21 protein-coding genes are annotated in these 18,382 nt (G+C 70.4%); 14 read left to right on the forward strand and 7 right to left on the reverse strand.

Annotated elements, in window-relative coordinates:
- The first annotated feature begins 71 nt into the window (after positions 1-71).
- From AB0310_RS16755 to AB0310_RS16770, 4 genes are read left to right on the forward strand one after another with little or no spacing between them, the layout of a single operon-like run.
- Positions 72-782 (forward strand): ATPase, T2SS/T4P/T4SS family, encoded by a 711-nt coding sequence (locus tag AB0310_RS16755; RefSeq protein ID WP_366237667.1) that lies wholly within the window; start codon positions 72-74, stop codon positions 780-782.
- Positions 779-1,636: a type II secretion system F family protein gene (locus tag AB0310_RS16760; RefSeq protein WP_366237668.1), complete on the forward strand. Its 858-nt coding sequence runs from the start codon at positions 779-781 to the stop codon at positions 1,634-1,636. The genes AB0310_RS16755 and AB0310_RS16760 overlap by 4 nt, the downstream gene beginning before the upstream one ends.
- Entirely contained in the window at positions 1,633-2,571 is a 939-nt protein-coding gene (locus tag AB0310_RS16765; protein ID WP_366237669.1) for a type II secretion system F family protein, read from the forward strand. Before AB0310_RS16760 ends, AB0310_RS16765 begins: the two co-directional genes overlap by 4 nt.
- A gap of 55 nt (positions 2,572-2,626) precedes the next feature.
- Positions 2,627-2,923: a DUF7882 family protein gene (locus tag AB0310_RS16770; RefSeq protein ID WP_187661902.1), complete on the forward strand. Its 297-nt coding sequence runs from the start codon at positions 2,627-2,629 to the stop codon at positions 2,921-2,923.
- A 24-nt stretch (positions 2,924-2,947) separates the two neighbouring features.
- Here AB0310_RS16770 and AB0310_RS16775 read toward each other — a convergent pair whose 3' ends face one another.
- The 4 genes from AB0310_RS16775 to AB0310_RS16790 all read right to left on the reverse strand — a co-directional run bounded on the left by AB0310_RS16775 (position 2,948) and on the right by AB0310_RS16790 (position 4,497).
- A complete protein-coding gene (locus tag AB0310_RS16775; RefSeq protein WP_187661901.1) occupies positions 2,948-3,220 on the reverse strand; it encodes a hypothetical protein in 273 nt (90 codons plus the stop codon).
- A 10-nt stretch (positions 3,221-3,230) separates the two neighbouring features.
- The gene (locus AB0310_RS16780; protein ID WP_187661900.1) at positions 3,231-3,410 is read right to left on the reverse strand and encodes a hypothetical protein; all 180 of its coding nucleotides are present in this window, start codon (positions 3,408-3,410) and stop codon (positions 3,231-3,233) included.
- 82 nt (positions 3,411-3,492) lie between these two features.
- Positions 3,493-3,837, reverse strand: coding sequence for a hypothetical protein (locus AB0310_RS16785; protein WP_187661899.1), 345 nt, complete (start codon positions 3,835-3,837; stop codon positions 3,493-3,495).
- A gap of 15 nt (positions 3,838-3,852) precedes the next feature.
- Complete coding sequence (locus AB0310_RS16790; protein WP_366237670.1) at positions 3,853-4,497, reverse strand: hypothetical protein; 645 nt, start codon at positions 4,495-4,497, stop codon at positions 3,853-3,855.
- Between the two features lie 418 nt (positions 4,498-4,915).
- Between AB0310_RS16790 and AB0310_RS16795 the strand changes: the two genes are divergently transcribed.
- Genes AB0310_RS16795 through AB0310_RS16810 form a run of 4 tightly spaced genes read left to right on the forward strand, consistent with a single transcriptional unit; the run spans position 4,916 to position 6,359 of the window.
- A complete protein-coding gene (locus AB0310_RS16795) occupies positions 4,916-5,095 on the forward strand; it encodes a hypothetical protein (protein WP_075245484.1) in 180 nt (59 codons plus the stop codon).
- Positions 5,096-5,114: 19 nt separating this feature from the next.
- Positions 5,115-5,498, forward strand: coding sequence for a TadE/TadG family type IV pilus assembly protein (locus AB0310_RS16800; protein WP_366237671.1), 384 nt, complete (start codon positions 5,115-5,117; stop codon positions 5,496-5,498).
- Positions 5,488-5,922: a TadE family protein gene (locus tag AB0310_RS16805; protein ID WP_292795634.1), complete on the forward strand. Its 435-nt coding sequence runs from the start codon at positions 5,488-5,490 to the stop codon at positions 5,920-5,922. Before AB0310_RS16800 ends, AB0310_RS16805 begins: the two co-directional genes overlap by 11 nt.
- Entirely contained in the window at positions 5,919-6,359 is a 441-nt protein-coding gene (locus tag AB0310_RS16810; protein ID WP_292795631.1) for a pilus assembly protein TadG-related protein, read from the forward strand. Before AB0310_RS16805 ends, AB0310_RS16810 begins: the two co-directional genes overlap by 4 nt.
- 11 nt (positions 6,360-6,370) lie before the next feature.
- Here AB0310_RS16810 and AB0310_RS16815 read toward each other — a convergent pair whose 3' ends face one another.
- A complete protein-coding gene (locus AB0310_RS16815) occupies positions 6,371-7,612 on the reverse strand; it encodes an MFS transporter (protein WP_268776887.1) in 1,242 nt (413 codons plus the stop codon).
- Positions 7,613-7,734: 122 nt separating this feature from the next.
- Between AB0310_RS16815 and prfB the strand changes: the two genes are divergently transcribed.
- Complete coding sequence (prfB, locus tag AB0310_RS16820) at positions 7,735-8,844, forward strand: peptide chain release factor 2 (RefSeq protein ID WP_187661893.1); 1,110 nt, start codon at positions 7,735-7,737, stop codon at positions 8,842-8,844.
- A gap of 57 nt (positions 8,845-8,901) precedes the next feature.
- Here the strand turns inward: prfB and AB0310_RS16825 are convergent, their stop codons facing one another.
- On the reverse strand, positions 8,902-10,245 hold the full coding sequence (locus AB0310_RS16825; RefSeq protein WP_232089051.1) for a DUF2510 domain-containing protein: 1,344 nt from the start codon (positions 10,243-10,245) through the stop codon (positions 8,902-8,904).
- Between the two features lie 174 nt (positions 10,246-10,419).
- Here AB0310_RS16825 and ftsE point away from each other — a divergent pair, with 174 nt between their 5' ends.
- The 3 genes from ftsE (at position 10,420) to smpB (ending at position 12,982) form a co-directional block, all read left to right on the forward strand.
- On the forward strand, positions 10,420-11,526 hold the full coding sequence (ftsE, locus tag AB0310_RS16830; protein ID WP_280571718.1) for a cell division ATP-binding protein FtsE: 1,107 nt from the start codon (positions 10,420-10,422) through the stop codon (positions 11,524-11,526).
- Positions 11,523-12,437 carry a permease-like cell division protein FtsX gene (gene ftsX, locus AB0310_RS16835; RefSeq protein WP_187661891.1) on the forward strand — a complete coding sequence of 305 codons (915 nt, stop codon included), beginning with the start codon at positions 11,523-11,525 and terminating at the stop codon, positions 12,435-12,437. The genes ftsE and ftsX overlap by 4 nt, the downstream gene beginning before the upstream one ends.
- A gap of 68 nt (positions 12,438-12,505) precedes the next feature.
- A complete protein-coding gene (smpB, locus tag AB0310_RS16840) occupies positions 12,506-12,982 on the forward strand; it encodes an SsrA-binding protein SmpB (RefSeq protein WP_050722832.1) in 477 nt (158 codons plus the stop codon).
- An 11-nt stretch (positions 12,983-12,993) separates the two neighbouring features.
- On the opposite strand, the gene AB0310_RS16845 is transcribed toward smpB, so the two are convergent.
- Entirely contained in the window at positions 12,994-14,856 is a 1,863-nt protein-coding gene (locus tag AB0310_RS16845) for a S9 family peptidase (protein WP_366237672.1), read from the reverse strand.
- A gap of 184 nt (positions 14,857-15,040) precedes the next feature.
- On the opposite strand from AB0310_RS16845, the gene AB0310_RS16850 reads away from it, so the two are divergent.
- Both AB0310_RS16850 and metE read left to right on the forward strand, forming a co-directional pair.
- Positions 15,041-15,988 carry a methylenetetrahydrofolate reductase gene (locus tag AB0310_RS16850; protein WP_259954189.1) on the forward strand — a complete coding sequence of 316 codons (948 nt, stop codon included), beginning with the start codon at positions 15,041-15,043 and terminating at the stop codon, positions 15,986-15,988.
- A 21-nt stretch (positions 15,989-16,009) separates the two neighbouring features.
- Complete coding sequence (gene metE / locus AB0310_RS16855) at positions 16,010-18,319, forward strand: 5-methyltetrahydropteroyltriglutamate--homocysteine S-methyltransferase (RefSeq protein WP_366237673.1); 2,310 nt, start codon at positions 16,010-16,012, stop codon at positions 18,317-18,319.
- Positions 18,320-18,382: the final 63 nt, after the last annotated feature.

The raw sequence follows: 18,382 nt of genomic DNA on the forward strand, positions 1-18,382 counted from the left end.
AGTCCTCGCCAGCAGGTGTAGACAGTTGCATTCACTGCAACAGTCGATGGTTTGTCGTCCGCGGGTCGTGGATGGTCAACATCCGCAAGTTCCTTCCCGGGCACCGCTCGCTCGACGCGCTGACGGCGCAGGGCGCGCTGACTCCTGATGCCGCGCATGCCCTGGGTGAGGCGATGCGGGCAGGTGCGTCCGTGATCGTGTCCGGGGCGACCCACGCGGGAAAGACGACCATGCTCGGCGCGTTGCTGGCCGCCTGCGCGGCGGACCAGCGCATCATCACGGTCGAGGAGACATTCGAGCTCGCGGTGGACGGCCCCGATGTGGTCGCGCTGCAAGGGCGTCAGCCCAGCCTCGAAGGCACGGGTGAGATCACGCTGCGGCGGTTGGTGAAGGAAGCTCTGCGGATGCGACCGGACCGGCTCGTGGTCGGAGAGGTGCGCGATGCGGAGGCCCTCGACCTCGTGCTGGCACTCAACACCGGCGTCCCCGGCGCCTGCACTGTCCACGCCAACTCCGCTGTGGAGGCGCTCGACAAGCTGTGCCTGCTGCCGCTCCTCGCCGGGCGGAACATCGACCGCGGCTTCGTCGCTCCGGCGATCGCGTCGTCGGTCGATCTCGTCGTCCACTGCGCGCGCGATGCGGCAGGCCGACGATACGTCGAGGAGATCGTCGCCCCGACGGGTGAAGTGGTCCAGGGACGGGTGCTCAGCACTCTGGTCTTCGGCGCCGCCGCACACCGGCCGCTGCGGTCGACCTCGGTCGGTTCGGGGGTCCTCGCATGACGATCCTTCTCGGCGCGACGCTTGCGGCCGGCGTGCTCCTGACCCTGTCGCCATGGCTGTGGCCGAGGGGAGAGCGCTCCACCTCCACGGCGCACCGCGGACGCCTGGTGCGTCTGGCGGGTGAGGCGGGGTTCCCGTCTCTGCAGACCCGCTCCCTCGTGATCGGCATCGCCGGCGCCGCCCTCGGTGCGGCGTCCCTCGTCTGGCTCGTCACGGGGAGTGCCGCGCTCGCGGTCCTCGCCGGGATCGCCGGCGGGACCGCGCCGATCGCCTACCTGCGCGGCCGACGACTGCGGCTGCGGCGTCTGCGTCGGCAACTCTGGCCCGATGTCTGTGACCTGCTGATCGCCGCGATCCGCGTCGGCCTGTCGCTTCCGGATGCGGTGGCCACCCTCGCCGAGTCGGCGCCCCCGGCGCTCCGCCCCGCATTCGGCGTGTTCGCCCGAGACCTGCGGAGCAGTGGACGGTTCGACGCGAGTCTCGACCGGTTGAAGGTCGTCCTCGCCGATCCGCTCGGGGATCGGATCATCGAGACGCTGCGGATGGCGCGGCAGGTCGGCGGCACCGAGCTCATCGGCGTGCTGCGGGCGTTGTCCTCATCCGTCCGTGCTGACGCGGCGCTCCGCGGCGAGGTCGAGGCGCGGCAGTCGTGGATCCGGGGAGCCGCCGTCCTCGGAGCCGTGGCGCCGTGGATCATCCTCACCCTCCTGATCCTCCGTCCGGAGGGGGCGAAGGCGTACAGCACACCGGAGGGCATCGTCGTGATCGTCGTGGGCGCGGTCGTCTCGGTCGTCGCGTTCCGCCTCATGATCCGCATCGGTCGGCTGCCCGAGCCCCGTCGGTGGTTCGGGTGAGTGGGCTCTCCGCGCTGGCCGTGGCCGTGCTGCTCGGCGGGGGATTCGCCGCGGGTGTCCTCTCGCTTCTGGCGGGCCTCCCGCGGTGGCGGGCAGCGTCGCTCGCGTCGCGGATCGCGCCGTACGTGCGGGACGTCGTGGACGACGAGGTGTTGCCGCGCGACGCCTTCACCCGGCCCGGCACCCTGCCTGCCGGAGGGTTCCGCCTCGGTGCGCGCGGTGCGAAGACGCTCGACCGTCTGCTCGGCGGGACGGAAGCTCTCCGACGGCGGCTCGCTCAGGCGGGGTCGGCATTCGATCCCGTCGCCTTCCGCGGTCGTCAGCTCGCGGTGATCGTGGGCGGAATCGCTGCCGGAGCGCTCGCCGTCATCGTTCTCGTCGTGATCGGTCGGTGGTCGCTTCCGGTCGGGTCGATCCCGCTCCTCGCGGGAGCGGCGGCCGGTGTGGGGTACGACATGCGGCTGTCGGCGCGGGTGCGGGCACGGAAGGTGCGCCTCACCGAGGAGTTGCCGACGACCCTGGAGTTCCTGGCCCTCTGCCTCTCTGCGGGCGAGGGCTTCCTCGACGCTGTGAAGCGCGTGGCCGGCGTGGGGTCGGGGGAGCTCACGGTCGAGCTGCGTCGCGTGATCGTGGAGGTCGGGACGGGGTCGTCCCTCGCCGACGCGCTGGCCGCCATGGCGGGTCGGCTGGAGCTTCCGGGGCTGACCCGAGCCGCGGACCAGATCGTCGCCGCGATCGAGCACGGAGCACCCCTCGCCGCGGTGCTGCGCGCGCAGGCCGATGACACCAGGGAGGAGGCCAAGCGCACGCTCATCGAGCAGGCCGGACGGAAGGAGATCTTCATGCTCCTGCCGTTGGTCTTCCTCATCCTGCCGTTGTCCGTCGTGTTCGCGATCTACCCTGGCCTGTTCATCCTGCGGCTCGGCATCGGATGAGTGGTCGTCGGGGGAGTGGTCGTCGGGGGAGGCCGTGGCGGCTTACCTTTTGTCTATGGGAAGTCTCGAGTACAACAGCTCTCGTCCGCCGATCGAGGTCGACGACACCGTGCTGGCGCATCTGAAGATCGTGATCTCCACGAAGCTCCGTCGCCAGGAGAGCTTCATGATGACGTGGCCGTCGGGGAAGAAGAGCCCTGGCCGACTGTCCGCGTGGATGCACCCGGCGATCCCGCTGGTGCTCGAGTTCGACGCCGAGCCGCCGCCGGCGATCGATCCGGCCCGGGTCAGTCACATGATGGAGCGGCTGAACGCCCGCGGTGAGCTCGTCATCGACGAGTTCACCTCCTGATCCCGCGGCGGCGCTCCGCGACGCTCAGACGTCCCAATCCGGCAGTCCGCCGAGGTCTGAGGCGAGGCTCCCCTCGTCGGAGGCCTTGACCTGGAAGAGGAAAACCCGCGAGGTCGGGTGGACGAGCACGCTCGCCAGGCCGTCCGACGTGGCGAACGAGACGAAGGTGGGTTCAGCGCGCGCGGCGGCCTCGATCCTCTCTCGGAGGGCGGCGACATCGGTGCCGCGAGGCAGGGGATAGGTGAGCCCGTCGATCTCGACTCTGGCCCGCATCTCATCGTCAGGTCCAGGGCGCATGCGTGACAGGCTATCCCTCGTCGGGATGACCGGACCCGGGGTTGTGCGATTCGCGTGACGGGAGTACAGGGCCTCGCCGCTTCGCCCTCCGCGCGCCGATGACGATGACGATGACGGCGACGAGGATCACCACGCCGACGACGATCGCGATCAGCACCGGAATCGACGGCAGCAGGGGGTTGGGCTCCATAGGCGGGAGCCTATTGCGTTCCGGCGGTTCCGATAGGCAGTGACGCACTCCGCCCGGATGCACCGTCTCGGCATGAGCGGCCTTACCTCGAGATCCACCTCACACCGTCGATGTCGGGCGGTAACCGAGTTGCAGCGTTCGTCTCGAGCTCTTCTACCAGGGGAATGAGGACTTCCCAGAGCGCCCAATGCTGCGGTGTACCCGTTTCTCCTGGTGTCTTGTTCTTACTGCGCATATGGGCCGGAAGTGGCGTACGCCAACCGAAGCGCGACCCGGCGGAGTCTGTAACGTGCAGCGTCAACGACTCGCCGTCGGCTTCCAGATGCGTCAACTCGAGTTCCGCCGGCACCACGATCGTCCCGTGCGCCTTATCCCATTCTTCGCGGACCGCTGAGAGAAAGGTCTCTGCATTCACGTCGCTACCCATGCGTAATGCTGCCCTTCATCCCGCAACGTTAATGACCCACTGGGGGCACACCGTGACGCCCATACAGTATGCCGTGATAAGTCCCTTTTGCTTGCCGTCGCTCATGCGGGCGTTCTCGATCACCACTTTCACTGTCATCGAGCGCTTCGGCTTGCAGGAACCGATCCAGCACTCCCATTCGATCGCGTCCGTCAAGTAAATGATGGAGGTGCCTTGAGTGACGCGGCCGCCGGTCGGCCTCGGGAACTTTGTGGTCTTCTTGATCATGTTGAGGTTGACATGATGCTTGTTCTGAACCTTGGTGAGACCCCACGTGGTTCCGTTGCCCGCGCGAGCAACGATCGGCTTTGCAATGTTATCGGTCCACGTCGAGACGATCCGATAGGCCGTGTCACCCGCGGCCATCGCTGCGCGGTCTTTTGCTGACCCACTCGGCATCTTGCTCGAGTCGTAAGGGGCAGCCAATGGAGTGTCCGAGGCCTCGAGGGATTCCACCTCGGCGATCTGGACTTCTACGTCGGTTTGCGCGGCCGTGCCAGCGCTGTCTGTCGGCACGAAGCCGAATGTAGTGATCGTCGTCCGCTCGGACTCGTCGGGTGCTTTAGCCGCTGCCGGCGCGACGCCTGTTCCCAGCATCGCGACGATAGCAACCAACGCCATCCCTGCACGCCATCCCCACATCTCCGAACCCCCATCATCGTTATATGGCTCGCACCTGCGGGCCAGCGTCACAGTAACCTCGGAGCGATGAGGTGTCTGTCCCCTTTTTGGGGGACACAAGACAAAAGACACAAGATGAGCCACTATGTGGCAGTCCATGAGGATCTGTCGGCGAGCACGTCATCGCGTCCGGCCGCGGACGTGTGGCACCTCCGTGGCTAGGCGAGCTTCGGCATGGCGCGGGATGCGCGCGAACAACACGGGTGCGCTCGGTGACTTCTGGCACGATCTGGCAAGCCGGCTCCGGCTCGGACAAAGACCGCCTCGAACTGGTGTCGCCGCGTGAGGGCGCGGGTCACCCGCACGGCCCTGTGGATAATGTCCGCGCCGCGGCAGGTCTTCGATGCACACTGGCGGCATGATCTCTCGTGCGCGCTCGATGCTCCGTGCCTTCCACGACGACGAACGGGGAGATGTCCCCGGCTGGGTCCTCGTCACCCTGATGACCGCGGGGCTCGTCGTGCTCATCTGGGCGGTCGCCGGGCCTGCGCTCACCTCCCTCTTCGAGCAGGCCATCCAGCGGGTCTCGGGGCTCTGACATGCGTGCGTCTGCGGGGATGACGGATGACCGCGGATCGAACCCGGTGGAGTTCGTGCTCGTCGGCACCCTGCTCACCGCGCTGACCCTCGCTGTGCTGCAGCTGGCGTTCGCGATCTACGTGCGCAACGTCGTCCACGATGCGGCCGTCGAAGGCGCGTACTACGCGGCGCTCGCCGACACGACCGCCAAGGAGGGGGAGGAACGGGCGCGCGAGGTCATCCGTCGCGCGATCGGCCCCTCCTACGCCGACGACATCACGGTCGCCTCGACGCGGCGGGAGGGACAGGAGACCGTGGAGGTCCGGGTCCGGACGACCCTCCCGGTGGTCGACCTCATCGGTGTCCCGGCAGCCCTGCAGGTCGAAGCCTCCGCACCGGCGGAGTCGTTCGATGCGCGATGACGCAGGATCGAGCTCGCTGGAGTTCATCACGGTCGGGGTGATCCTGCTCGTGCCGCTGCTGTACCTCGTGATCGCTGTGGGTTCGGTGCAGGAGCAGTCGCTCGGCGTCGAGGCCGCGGCGCGGCAGGCCGCACGTGCCATCGCCTCGACACCTGACGTCGCAGGGGCCGCAGTCCGCGGGGAGCAGGTGCTGGACGGGATCGTCGCGGAGTACGGCATCGATCGCGGAGCGGTCGACGTCGCGGTGTCGTGTCGCCCCCGGGCATCGGCCTGTCCGGCGGCGGGAGCGACGGTGGTCGTCACGGTCTCGACGCGCGTGCCGCTGCCGCTCGTGCCGGGAGTGCTCGGACTCGACCAGGCGACGTCCGTCCCTGTGGAAGCCGTGTCGGTGCAGAAGGTCTCGCGACGCTGGAGCGGCGGATGAGCCGGCGCAGGCGCGACGGGGACAAGGACGGAAGGGGCGACGACGAGGGGAGCGTGCTGCTCCTCGTCCTCGGCTACCTGATCCTCGCGCTCGCCGTGCTGTTCGTGTGTGTCTGCGCCACCGACCTCTACCTCACCCAGAAGCGCCTGGACGGGCTCGCGGATGCGGCCGCGCTCGCCGGGGCGGACGGCTTCACGCTGCAGGTGGAGGGGGAGGTGCCGCGTGCGACGCTCACCGACGCGGGGGTGGCCGAGCAGGCGATGCCGCTCGTCCGTGACGCGGGGCTCGAGGCGACCGTCGTCGACGCGGGCACCCCGGACGGCGTGAGCGCGCGCGTCACCGTCGCGGCGATCTGGCATCCGCCGCTGCTCTCGCCGTTCGTGCCCGAGGGGGTGCCGCTGCAGGCGACGGCGACGAGCCGCACGGCGCTGCGCTAGCGACCGGGCGCTCAGTCCTCGGACGGGTCCGGCGTGCTCGGCGGCGTCCGGGGGACGAACCGGGGGATCCAGCGGAGGAACCCGGCGGCGCCGACGAGTCCGATCAGACCCATGGCCCCGGCCGCGAACGACAGGGAGGCGACCGCGGTGATGCCCGAGACGAGGAGCGGAGCGACCGCGCCACCGGCATCGGTCAGCGTGCGCCACGACCCGAGGAACGCGGCGGGGTCGTGCTTCGGGGCGACATCCGCTCCGAGGGTGAGGAGGATGCCGCTGGACAGCCCGTTGCCGACGCCGAGGACCGCGGCGAACATACCGAACCAGAGCACCGCGGAGTCGACGTCGTGCGTGACCGACAGGGCGAGGAACCCGGCACCCATCAGCACCATCGCGGGCATCGCCGCCCAGAGCCGGCCGAAGCGGTCCATCACCTGGCCGCTGGCGTAGAAGAGGGCGAAGTCGATGGCTCCGGAAACGCCGACGACAAGGGCGATGGTCGAGGCGTCGAGGCCCAGCGAGAGTCCCCACAGCGGGAGGACGACCTGTCGCGCCGACCGCACCGCCGAGAGCGAGGCCGCGGCGAGCCCGAGCCGACCGAGCACTCCGCGCTGGCGCCACATCGTCTGGAAGATCCCGACCCGCTCGATGGTCGGGATCGACCCGCTCACGGCCTCGCCGCTGTCCTCCGCGAAGCGGACGGTGGTCCGCAGTGGGGCGACGGTCTTCTCCGGATCCGGTCCGAAGAGCACGAGCACGACCATCACCACGAGGCAGGCGAGGAAGAACCAGATCGCGGCAGCCTCCGTGCCGAAGAGCTGCAGGAGGCCGGCGGAGACGAACGGGCCGATGAAGATGCCCAGGCGGAAGCTGCCGCCCAGCAGGGAGAGCGAGCGGGCGCGGAACGCCAGCGGCACCCGCGTGGTCATGAACGCGTGCCGGGCCAGCCCGAAGGCGGCTGCGCACAGGCCGAGGAGGAACACCGACGCCGCGAGGACCCCGAGTGACGGCGCGAAGACCATGCCGACGGCGGCGAGGATGGCGATGACGCCCGCGATGACCATCGTGAACCGCTCGCCGATGCGCCCCACGGCCCACCCGGCCGGGAGGTTGCCGCAGAGCTGGCCGACCACGAGCGCCGAGGCGACGAGGGCCGCGAAGGCGACGTCGGCACCCATCGACGCAGCGATGACCGGGATGAGCGGGATGACCGCACCTTCGCCGAGGGAGAAGAGGACGGTCGGCAGGTACACCATCGGCCCGAACTGGCGGAGGACCGTGGATGCGCTGCTCACGTCCCTCACGCTACTCCGGTCGGCGCGAAGGGCCGGACACGCCCGTCCCCGCGCGCGCGGGCGGCACGTTAGGCTGAGGTGTCATGCTCGAACTAGATCTCTCCGCCGAAATCCAGGCGCTCAGGCACACCTTCGGCGACATCAGCGAGGTCGTCGATGTCAACCGTCTCCGCGAGGACATCGCGCGTCTCAGCGAGGAGGCCGGCGCGCCCGACCTCTGGGACGACACCGAGAACGCCCAGAAGGTCACCAGCGCCCTGAGCCACCGCCAGTCGGAGCTCGCCCGCATCACCGGCATCGCCCAGCGCCTCGACGACCTCGAGGTGCTCGTCGACCTGGCGAACGAGATGGGCGACGAGGAGTCGGCGATCGAGGCGCGCAAGGAGCTGCAGACGCTCACCGACCTCATCAACCAGCTCGAGGTGCAGACGCTGCTCGACGGCGAGTACGACGAGCGCAGCGCGATCGTCACCATCCGCTCTGGCGCCGGCGGCGACGACGCCACCGACTTCGCCGAGATGCTCATGCGCATGTACCTGCGCTGGGCGGAGCGTCACAAGTACCCCGTCAAGGTGATGGACACCTCGTACGCGGAGGGCGCCGGTATCAAGTCGGCGACCTTCGAGATCGACGCGCCCTACGCCTTCGGCACGATCTCGGTCGAGGCCGGCACGCACCGCCTCGCGCGCATCAGCCCGTTCGGATCCGCGGACAAGCGCCAGACGTCTTTCGCCGCCGTCGAGGTCATCCCGCTCATGGAGGAGGCGACCGAGGTCGACATCCCCGAGAACGACATCCGGGTCGACGTCTTCCGCTCCTCCGGCCCCGGTGGACAGTCCGTCAACACGACCGACTCCGCCGTGCGCATCACCCACCTCCCGACCGGCATCGTCGTGTCGATGCAGAACGAGAAGTCGCAGATCCAGAACCGCGCCGCGGCCATGCGGGTGCTGCAGAACCGTCTCCTGCTGCTGCAGAAGGAGCAGGAGGCCGCCAAGAAGAAGGAGCTCGCCGGCAACATCACCGCGAGCTGGGGCGACCAGATGCGCTCCTACTTCCTCTACGGCCAGCAGCTCGTCAAGGACCTCCGCACGGGCCAGGAGTCCGGCAACCCCGCCGCCGTGTTCGACGGCGACCTCGACGACTTCATCTCGGCGGGCATCCGCTGGCGCAAGCGCAAAGACGAGGACTGACCCACACGACGAAGGCCCCGGGAGCTCCCGGGGCCTTCGTCGTGTGGTGCGGAAGGATCAGCGTGCCGACGCCTCGACGGTCACGCGGGCGACCTCCTGCAGCATCTCGTCCGTGATGACGATCACGTAGGACGGGCTTTCGGCGACGTCGAACGAGACGGTGCCCTCCGCCGTCGTCCCGGCGTTCTGCTCCGTGGACTCGAGCGTCGCGTCGCCGAAGATGTCGTAGTCGCCCTCGACGCCGTCGGCCGTCTCGACGGAGAAGTAGAGCGGGTTGACGTAGGTCGTCCCGTCGAGCGTCTCCCAGGCCACGTCGATCAACAGATAGCCGCCGTTGGCGGCCTCGAAGTCCGTGCCGTTGGTCGGTCCGAACGTGGCGGAACGGATGGTGACCTCGGCCGTGCCCTCGAGCTGCGGCACGGCGACCGGCTCGCCCAGCGTGCCCTCGGCGACCTCACCCGTACCCGCGTCGCCGGTGTCGTCGGTCTCCGGCGCCGGGCTCTGGCTCGTGCCGTCGTCGTAGTCGGGAAGCGTGACCGGGCGCACGGTGTTCGCGACGGCCAGCACGAAGAAGATGCTCACGACGATCGCGACGATGCCGCCGAGCACCGACACCCCGAGGCCGGTGATCCCCGGCCACTTGGTGCCCTTCAGGAACAGGGAGATGAGCGAGACGATGAACCCGGCCGCCAGGAGGAACCAGGCGAACGGGAGCGTCAGGGGGATGAACGCGAGGATGAGGCCGAGCGCGGCGATCCCGAGACCGACGAGGCCGAGCACCGACATCTTCTTCGGGCCGTCGGTGGCCGGTGCCTGGCCCGGATAGGCGGCCTGTCCGGGGTACGCGCCCTGTCCGGGGTACGCGCCCTGTCCGCCCGGTACCTGTCCCGGGTAACCGCCGCCACTCTGCGAGCCCGGGTACGCACCCTGCGCCGGGTATCCGCCCTGGCCCTGATACGCGTTCTGGTCGGGGGAGAACGGTGCCGCGGGGGGATAGGCCGCCGTGCCGCCGTCGGTACCGGCCGGAGGGACGATCGGTGCCGCGCCGGGGAGGTCGTGCGCACCGCTGGCGGGCGCCGTCCAGTCCTGCGCGGGCTCGGGAGCGACGATGAAGTCGGTCGCGGGCTCGTCCGGGGCGATCTCCCGTTCGGCGGCGACGGGTTCGGGTGTGGAGGGCTCCGCTGCGGCGGTCGGTCCCTCCGCCGGGGGAGCGCCGTCGGAAGTCGCCGCGGAGGCGCTCTCCGCGGAAGTGCTGTCCGCGCCCGCGTCCTCAGCCGCCGCAGCGGTCGTGTCCTCGGGCGTCGCGGTGGTCTCCGGCGCGAAGTGTTCGGTCCACTGCTGGCCGTCCCACCAGCGCAGGCGTCCGGAACCGTCGTCGTACCAGCCGGCAGGTGTCGTCATGGGGGTCCCCTCCGTGTGTGCGCTCGCGTGGTGGACGCGAATCGACACTCCATGTATAGCAGCGGGCGCGGACCTCGGTGGGCCGACGGGGGAGGAGGAAGAGCGGCACGCGTGCCGCGCGGCGGGGTGTCGTGCCGGGGCGACGCCCCGTACCGCGCTTAGGCTCGAATCGCCATGATTCGGTTCGAGAACGTCACGAAACGCTACCGCGGGACGTCGAAGCCCGCCCTGTCCGGTGTCGACTTCGAGGTGCAGCGCGGGGAGTTCGTCTTCCTGGTCGGCGCCTCCGGGTCCGGCAAGTCCTCCTGTCTGCGCCTCATCCTCCGCGAGGACGTGCCGACGACGGGCCGTGTCGCCGTCCTCGGCCGCGACCTGCGGGCTCTGGCGAACCGGAAGGTGCCCTACTTCCGTCGGCACATCGGCTCGGTGTTCCAGGACTTCCGCCTGCTCCCGTCCAAAACCGTCCATCAGAACGTCGCCTTCACGCTGCAGGTCACCGGCTCGTCCCGGGGCTTCATCCAGCAGGCGGTTCCCGAGGCGCTCGCCCTCGTCGGGCTCGACGGCAAGGAGAAGCGCATGCCGCACGAGCTCTCCGGCGGCGAGCAGCAGCGCGTCGCGATCGCCAGGGCGCTCGTCAACCGTCCTCAGGTGCTGCTCGCCGACGAGCCCACCGGAAACCTCGACCCGGCGACCTCCGTCGACATCATGCAGCTGCTCGCCCGGATCAACGCGGGTGGCACGACGGTGCTCATGGCCACCCACGAGGCCGGGTTCGTCGACCAGATGCGCCGCCGCGTGATCGAGCTCCGCGACGGCGAGATGGTCCGCGACGAGGTGCACGGCGGATACGGCGACACCTCGAACATCCCGCGCCTGGTGCCGGAGGAGGTCCGCGGTGCTGCGGCCGCCGCAGCCCTCACGGCCGTGCAGGAGGTGCAACGCCAGACCGCCGACCTCTCCGTGGTCCGCGCGGCCCTGGCGGAGGAGCTGGACGCCCAGCGCCGTGCCGCCGCCGCGTCTCCCGCGGTCACCAAGCCCGCCGCCGAACCCGCTCCGCAGGTGGTCGAGCCGCCGGAGCCCTCGCGGGAGCCCGGCGTGGTCGAACCGCCGGACGTCGTGCAGCCACCGGCCGCGCCGCAGCCCGCTGCCGAGCGTCCCGCGCCCGCAGGTCCGCGCACGCATCCGATCGTGATCCCGGAGGTGGACGTCGCCGAGCTCGGCGTCGCCGACCGCCTCGGGCTGTCCGACCAGGACGACGAGGAAGTGGGCCCGACCTCATGAGAATCGGCCTGATCCTGACCGAGGCCCTCGTCGGCCTGCGGCGCAACATCTCGATGGTCATCTCCGTCGTGCTCGTCACCTTCGTGTCGCTGACGTTCGTCGGCGCTGCGATCCTCATGCAGTCCCAGATTGGCGTCATGCGCGGCTACTGGGCCGAGCGCGCCCAGGTGGCCGTCTACATGTGCTCCGCGGTGTCGGAGTCGGACACCTGCGTCGACGGCGCGGCGAGCGAGGAGCAGGTCGCCGCCGTGCGCGCCCAGCTCGAGGGCGACGCGTTGTCGCCGCTCATCAGCTCCATGACCTTCGACACGAAGGAGGAGACCTACGCCAAGCTCGTCGAGCAGGTCGGGGAGGAGCAGGCCAGCGTGCTCTCGCCCGATCAGGCGTTCGAGGTCTTCTTCGTCACGATGAAGGACCCGGGCCAGTCGCAGGTCCTCGCCGAGGCCTTCAACGGCCAAGCCGGAGTGGAACAGGTCCAGGACCAGCTCCAATACCTCGAACCGCTGTTCTCCGCGCTCACCGTGGCGACGTACATCGCCGTCGGTATCGCGGTCCTCATGCTCATCGCCGCGACGCTTCTGATCGCCACCACCATCCGCTTGTCCGCCTATGCGCGGCGGAAGGAGATCGGGATCATGCGCCTGGTCGGCGCCTCGAACCGCTTCATCCAGACGCCGTTCGTGCTGGAGGGCGTCTTCGCCGCGTTGCTGGGCTCGGCTCTCGCGAGCGCGGCGGTCGTCGCCGGCATGCACTTCGGCGTGAACGGCTATCTCCGCGGACGGGTGCCGTTCATCACGACGTGGGTGACCATGCAGGACGCGATCCTCGTGGTCCCGGTCCTCGTCGGGATCGGCGTCGTGCTCGCGGCGCTCTCGGCCGGCTTCGCGATCCGGCGTTGGCTGCGCACCTGATACCCTGAAAGGCTGCTCGACCGATCCGCTGTCGAGCCGTCCACAGCACCACAGCACAGGAGATCATCATGCCCAGGGAACGCGGGGAGAAGGTCATCGCGACCAATCGTCGCGCGCGTCACGACTACAACATCGAGAAGTCGTACGAGGCGGGGATGGTGCTCACCGGCACCGAGGTGAAGTCGCTCCGTCAGGGGCGCGCGAACCTCAGCGACGGGTACGCGTTCGTGAAGGGCAACGAGGTCTTCCTCGATGCCGTGCACATCCCGGAGTACTCGCAGGGGCACTGGACGAACCACTCGGCCAAGCGCATCCGCAAGCTGCTCCTGCACCGGGAGGAGATCGCGAAGCTCGCCCACGCCGTCTCCGCGGGCGGGTACACGCTCATCCCGCTCAAGCTGTACTTCTCGGACGGTCGCGCCAAGGTCGAGATCGCCCTCGCGAAGGGCAAGCGCGAGTACGACAAGCGCCAGACCCTCCGTGAGCGTCAGGACACCCGCGAGGCCGAGCGCGCGATGCGCCTGCGCAACAGGGTCGGCGAGTAGCCCGAGCCGGCTCAGAGGCTCGGCGTGAAGCCGAACACCCGGCCGAGGAACGCGAGCTCCCGCTCCAGCGCGTCGACGATGGTCTCCGCGCTGCGGAACCCGTGGCCCTCGCCCGGGTACAGCACGTAGTCGTGGTCGATGCCGTTCGCCGCCAGAGCGTCGCGGATGGCCTCGGACTGGGACGGCGGCACGACGCGGTCCTCCCCGCCCTGCAGCAGCAGCACCGGAACGTCGATGCGGTCGGCGTGCGTCAGGGGCGAGCGCTCGATGTAGACGTCCTCGGCCGCGGGGAGCGGACCCACGAGGCCGTCGAGGTACGACGCCTCGAAGTCGTGGGTCTCGGCGGCGAGCAGCCGGAGATCCGCGACACCGTAGCGGCTGATGCCGGCCGCGAACGTGCCGCCCCGGACGAGTGCGGAGAGCACCGTCCAGCCGCCGGCCGAGCCTCCGCGGATGGCGATGCGGGTGGGGTCTGCCAGCCCGGCGTCCGCGAGGCCGCGGGCCGCCGCGATCACGTCGTCCACGTCGACGATGCCCCACTGTCCCTGCAGACGGTCGCGGTAGGCGCGTCCATATCCCGTCGATCCGCCGTAGTTGACGTCGAGGACCCCGATGCCCCGGCTCGTGAAGAACGCGATGGAGGCGGAGGCCGCACCGGTGACATGGGCGGTCGGACCGCCGTGCACGAGCACGATGTAGGGCGGCAGCTCCCCGTCGGCGCCGCGGGGGTCTCCGGGCGCGGCGGGCGGATACGCGAACGCGTGCACGGGGCCGTGTGCCCCTTCCACGACGATCTGCTGCGCCCCCGGCATCCAGTCCTCGTCGACCGGAGCGCCACCGGTGATGGTCTCGACGGTCCCACTGTCGACATCGACGCACCAGATGCCTGAGGTCACGCGCGAGCCGTCTCCGCTGAGCAGCACGCGGGAGCCGGCGACGTCGTCCACGCTGAGGTGCCCGTCGCCCGGCACCGTGATCGCCCGGGTCTCGCCGTCCGCGGACACGAGCTGCACCTCGTCGCGTCCATTCGTGCGCACCGCCACGAGGCGCCCGTCGGCCAGGACCTGGAACCAGCGGTTGCCGAGCACCCAGAGGCCGTATCCGGTATCCGCGTCCGACGAGGTCAGCGCGCGCGAGGCGCCGAGCCGGAGGCCGTCCAGTGCGAGGTGCTGGAGCTGCCAGCGCCCTGAAGCGTCGTCGGCGAACACGAGCGCGTCGTCGCCGCTCCACTCCGGCTGCAGGGCCGCGGAGGTGGGGACGCGGGTGACGGTCCCGCCGTCCACCGCCCCGATGGCGAGGACGGCACTCTCCCACGGCATGCTGTCCGCCTGCCACTCGACCCAGGCCACCCGGCTGCCGTCCGGCGAGAGAGCGGGGTGGGCGAAGAACCCGGTGCCCTCCGCGATCACGCGCACCGCAGCCGCTTCGTCGGCGGCCGAGCCGTCCACGGGGATCTCCACGATCGCGCGGCCGTGCGGGGCGGCCGAGAGGTCTTCGCGGACCGCAAGCAGGCGGCCGCTCTGCACGCGCAGCCCGCCGTACGACGGGCCGGCGGCGGTGAGGGGGCGCGGCTCCGCGCCGCGGTCCATGCGGTGCACACGCTGGTCGGCGCCGGAGACGAAGTACAGGGTGTCGCCGTCGACGGTCCAGGCACCGCCCCCGTACTCGTGCACGCGGGAGCGGGCGCTCCAGGGTGCCGGGAGGATCTCCGCCCCCGTCGAGCTGCGCACCGTGACGCGTCCGCCCTCGGCGGGCACGGACTCGGCCCACCACACCTCATCGCCGACGAAGCGTGCTCCGTCGATACGGGGAGCCGCTCCGGCGACGGCGGCGGCGGTGAAGGGGGAGGCCCAGGAGCCGAACGGTGAGGACATGCGTCGAGCCTACGGGCGGTGACACACGACGTCACACTCGTGCGGCGGGCCGAGGGCGTGTTCTAGGTTTCTGGAAACGCCCGGTTGATCCCGGACGTGGAGCGACAGCCGAGCCCGGCACCCGCCCGCGAGCGACGTGCTCTTCGTCGTGCGCGGACCCCGGCCCCTGTCCCCTGGAGAGAAGATGTCTTCCCCGTTCGACGCCTCCCGCGCCTCCCGAGTGCCGTTCTCCTTCGAGCTGTATCCGCCCCGCTCGGAGTCGAGCCAGGAGGCGCTGCACGAGACCGTCCGTCACCTCGCCGCGGCCGGGCCCGCGTTCCTCTCGGTGACCTATGGCGCCGGCGGCTCGACCGGGGGACGCTCGCTCGACGTGCTGCGGTTCATCCGCGAGCACACCGACGTCGAGCCCCTCGCCCATCTCACGTGCGTCGGCAACACCTATGCCGGGGCCACGGCGCTCATCCGGGAGTTCCTCGACGCCGGGATCCTCCGCTTCCTCGCCCTCCGCGGCGATCCGCCCGCGGGCCGGACGGAGCCCTTCCTCGGCGACCTGGAGAGCGCGGCTCAGCTCGTGCAGCTCATCGATCGCGTCCAGGCCGAACGTGCTCCGTACCAGGAGTCCCCGGTCCCCGGCCTTCCCGGAGCCGCGCTGGTGGCCCCCCGGCAGAAGGTCGACATCGCGGTCGCGGCCTTCCCGAAGGGGCACCCGCGGGCCACGCACCGCACCCAGGACGTGGAGGCTCTGCTCGCCAAGCAGGCGGCGGGGGCGACCTTCGCCATCACCCAGCTCTTCTTCCACCCGGACGACTACCTCGCCTTCGTGGAGCGAGCTCGAGCGGGCGGCGTCACCATCCCGATCCTTCCCGGCATCATGCCGATCACCTCACCTGCCCGGCTGGCCCGGGTGCTGGAGCTCACGGGGGAGGACCTGCCGAGCGAACTCTCGGTCGCCCTCGACGTCGAGCCCACCGCCGAGGGGCGCCGGGAGATCGGGATCTCGTGGGCCGCGCGCCTCGCCGCCGACGTCGTCGCCGGCGGCGCCCCCGGCGTCCACCTGTACGCCTTCAACCAGCACGAGACCGTCCTGACCGTCCTCGCCGAAGCCGGCATCGTCCCGGCGCTCCGGCACTAGTCCCCGCCGAAAGGAACCACCATGACCGCATTCCCCGAGGGCACCATCCTCGGCTATCCCCGCATCGGCCGCCGCCGCGAGCTCAAGAAGGCCGTCGAGGCGTTCTGGGCGGGCCGCATCGACGAGCAGGAGCTGGAGCGGACGGCAGCGGACCTGCGCGCGGCGACCCGTGAACGCCTGGCCGCCCTCGGCCTCGGTCGCACGGACTCGTCGATCCCGGAGTCCTTCTCGTTCTACGACCAGGTGCTCGATGCCGCCGCCACGGTCGGCGCCATCCCCGCGCGCTTCGACGACCTGCGGGAGGCGGACGGGACGATCGGACTCTCCGCACTGTTCACCGTCGCCCGCGGCGAGGGGGAGCGCGCGCCGCTGGAGATGACGAAGTGGTTCGATTCGAACTACCACTACCTCGTGCCGGAGATCGGCCCGGAGACGGCGTTCTCCCTCGCCAGCGACCGGCTGGTGCGCGAGGTCGCCGAGGCCGCAGCCGCCGGATTCGTCACGCGTCCCGTGGTCGTCGGACCGGTCACGCTGCTGGCGCTCGCGAAGGCGTCGGACGACGCGCCGGAGGGCTTCGAGCCGCTCTCGCGTCTGGAGGACGTGCTGCCGGTCTACGTCGATCTGCTCGCCCGCCTGCGCGCCGCGGGTGCCGAGTGGGTGCAGCTCGACGAGCCCGCGCTCGTCAGCGAGTCGCTGCCGGCCACGACCGCCCAGCTCGCCTCGGCGGCGGAGCGCGCGCTCGCGGTGCTGGGCAGCGCCGAGGAACGTCCCTCGCTCCTCGTCGCGGCCCCGTATGCGAGCCTCGGCGAGACGTTCGGGACCGTGGCCGCGGCCCCCATCGAGGCGATCGCCGTCGACCTCGTGCGCGGTGCCGTCCCGGAGGTGGTGCCTGGCCTCGAGGGCAAGACCCTCGTCGGCGGTGTGATCGACGGTCACAACATCTGGCGTGGCGACCTCTCCGCGGCGTTCGACTCCCTGGAGGCGCTCCGCGCGCTCGGTGCTCCGGTGTCCGCGGCCACCTCGACCTCGCTGCTGCACGTGCCGCACGACGTGGAGGACGAGACCGCGCTCGACGAGCGCCTGGTGTCCTGGCTGGCGTTCGCGGACCAGAAGGTGCAGCAGGTCGTGACCCTCGCCCGCGGTCTGTCCGAAGGGCGCACGGCGATCGCGACCGAGCTGGACGCCGCGACCGCTGCGCTGCAGGATCGCCTGAGCGCTCCCGGCGTGCGCGACGGTGCGGTGCGTTCCCGTGCGCTGACCGACGCCGACTTCGCCCGTGCTCCGTACGCGGAGCGGGAAGAGGCGCAGAATGTCCTCGGCCTGCCGGTGCTGCCCCTGACGACGATCGGCTCCTTCCCGCAGACCGGAGACATCCGCCGCGCACGCGCGCAGTTCCTCCGCGGCGAGATCCCCGAGGACGACTACGAGGAGTTCCTCCGCCGTGAGGTCGCCGCGGTCGTCTCCCTGCAGGAGGACCTCGGCCTCGACGTCCTCGTGCACGGCGAACCCGAGCGGAACGACATGGTGCAGTACTTCGCCGAGCACCTCGACGGCTTCGCGGTCACGCAGCACGGCTGGGTGCAGTCGTACGGCTCGCGAGCCACGCGTCCGTCGATCCTCTGGGGCGATGTCTCCCGCCCGGCGCCCATCACGGTCGCCTGGTCGGCATACGCCCAGTCGCTCACCGCGAAGCACATGAAGGGGATGCTCACAGGGCCGGTCACCATCCTCGCGTGGTCCTTCGTCCGCGACGACCAGCCTCTGGGGGAGACCGCGAACCAGGTCGCGCTCGCCCTCCGCGACGAGATCGCCGATCTGGAGGCCGCGGGCATCCAGGTGATCCAGGTCGACGAGCCGGCGCTGCGCGAGCTGCTGCCGCTGAAGCAGACCGACCAGCCCGCGTACCTGGACTGGTCCGTCGCCTCGTTCCGTCTGGCGACGGGCGGTGCCGCGGCGGCCACGCAGGTGCACACCCACCTCTGTTACTCGGAGTTCGGCGTCGTGATCGACGCGATCCGTGCGCTCGGCGCCGACGTGACGTCGATCGAGGCGGCCCGCAGCCGCATGGAGGTCGTCGCGGACATCGCCGAGGTCGGCTTCGACCACGGCATCGGCCCCGGTGTCTATGACATCCACTCGCCGCGTGTGCCGACGGTCGAGGAGGTCGAGTCCCTGCTGCGTCGCGCGGTCGAGGAGATCCCACTCCGTCAGCTCTGGGTGAACCCGGACTGCGGCCTGAAGACCCGCGGCTACGCCGAGACCACGGCATCGCTGCGGAACATCGTCGAGGCCACCCGCCGGGTGCGCGAGGACGTGGTGGTCACCGCCTGACACTCCTGCTCAGCGAAACGACGAAGGCCCTCCCGGTGCACCGGGAGGGCCTTCGTCGTGTGT

This window comes from Microbacterium meiriae (assembly GCF_040702565.1).
In the GTDB taxonomy this organism is placed as follows: domain Bacteria; phylum Actinomycetota; class Actinomycetes; order Actinomycetales; family Microbacteriaceae; genus Microbacterium; species Microbacterium meiriae.